This is a genomic window from Umezawaea beigongshangensis, from assembly GCF_016464305.1.
Lineage (GTDB): Bacteria > Actinomycetota > Actinomycetes > Mycobacteriales > Pseudonocardiaceae > Umezawaea_A > Umezawaea_A beigongshangensis.
On sequence record NZ_JAEIOJ010000047.1, the window covers coordinates 1 to 478 of the forward strand.

Genomic DNA, 478 nt, shown 5'->3' on the forward strand with positions numbered 1-478 from the left:
GCGCGTGATAACCACGCGTGATCCCCGCACCCGACAGGTACAACTCCCCCACCACACCCAGCGGAACCGGCCTCAGATTCGCGTCCAGCACGTACGCGCTCGTACCGTCCACCGGCACACCGATGGGCGTCCGGTCGTGCGCCGGATCGGTGACGGCGTGGGTGGAGTAGGTGGTGTCCTCGCTGGGTCCGTAGAGGTTGTTCACCACGTCGACGACCGGGTGCGCGTACAACGCGCGCACCAGTTCCGGCGACAACGGCTCACCGGCCAGGTTGATCGTGCGCGCCAGCGGCGGCACCGCATCAGCAGCCAGCAGTTCTCGCGCCGCGGAGGGCACGGTGTTCACCAGCGTGACGTCCCGGTAGCGCTCGGGGTGCTCGATCACGTCCAGCACGTTGTCGGGAGCCAGCACCACCGTCCCACCCACCGACAGCGGGGCGAAGATCTCGAACACCGACAGGTCGAACGACACCGACGT

At 68.0% G+C, this 478-nt stretch carries 1 protein-coding gene; it reads right to left on the bottom strand.

Translation table 11 applies throughout. The annotated features are described in order from the left end of the window. On the bottom strand, positions 1 to 478 hold a 478-nt coding region (locus IMZ35_RS32455), incomplete at both ends, for an AMP-binding protein (RefSeq protein WP_199444632.1).